Below are 358 nucleotides of genomic sequence, written 5' to 3'. Positions count from 1 at the left end.
AAAAGGAAATCCTTGAAACGGCATCTGCCCAACTTCCATCAACAACACCAGCAGCGCTATCCCGAACAACTTTTGCGGAACTGCCTGCGCCTGCTGTGCAGCAGCCTGTTCAGGCTGAAATGGTTGCCAGCATTCGCATTGGAAAGGCCAAGGTGGACATTTATTCTGGGGCTGATGCAAGTGTGGTAAAGGCCCTTTGCCAAATTCTCAAATCATGCTGAACGATTTCACCGGTGCCGACCGAGTTTACATTGCCTGTGGCTACACCGATCTACGGAAAGGAATTGACGGACTGGCCAGTCTGGTGCAGCAGCAGTTTCAGCTTGATCCGTTTACCAATACGCTGTTCCTGTTCTGC

Annotated in this window: 2 protein-coding genes; both read left to right on the top strand. The window is 51.1% G+C overall.

Annotated elements, in window-relative coordinates:
* Positions 1-189, top strand: a 189-nt coding sequence (locus ON16_RS16040; protein ID WP_207643781.1) for a hypothetical protein, incomplete at its 5' end; no start/stop codon positions are given.
* Positions 190-214: 25 nt separating this feature from the next.
* Positions 215-358 (top strand): IS66 family insertion sequence element accessory protein TnpB (gene tnpB / locus ON16_RS16275; protein WP_040658443.1); only part of this gene is annotated, 144 nt, incomplete at its 3' end.

The sequence above is a fragment of the Oscillibacter ruminantium GH1 genome (assembly GCF_000307265.1).
Taxonomy (GTDB): Bacteria; Bacillota; Clostridia; order Oscillospirales; family Oscillospiraceae; genus Oscillibacter; species Oscillibacter ruminantium.
The sequence above is the reverse complement of the archived record's forward strand: the minus strand, read 5'-3'. Positions and strand labels throughout refer to the sequence as shown.